The 285-nt window shown below is 41.4% G+C and carries 1 protein-coding gene; it reads right to left on the reverse strand.

The genetic code is table 11. The annotated features are described in order from the left end of the window. Positions 1-64: 64 nt before the first annotated feature. A partial coding sequence (locus AABA86_RS34145) for a hypothetical protein (protein ID WP_338309869.1) occupies positions 65-285 on the reverse strand: 221 nt, incomplete at its 5' end.

Here is a 285-nt window from a genome sequence, read left to right on the forward strand (position 1 = left end):
AGGTAGAGAGCCGACACTCCAGCCATAAATTGAGGCATAACTTTGAACTTCTGATATTTCCATATTAATCCCGATAAGCACAGACTTGGAAAAGTTTAGCTTTAAACCTGACAGCAAATAAAAACCCCAAGAGTGTGTTGCCTAGAAGGTCAAGTTGAACCATATCATTCTCGCAGAAGAGCAGTGTATCATCCGCGAATTGAAGATGGTTGATGGCTACTTCAGAACCGACTCTAACACCACTGAACTTTTCTTCCCCTAGAAGCTGGTTTAGCATACAAGAAA

Source organism: Bradyrhizobium sp. TM233 (genome assembly GCF_036247965.1).
GTDB classification, from domain to species: domain Bacteria; phylum Pseudomonadota; class Alphaproteobacteria; order Rhizobiales; family Xanthobacteraceae; genus Bradyrhizobium; species Bradyrhizobium ottawaense.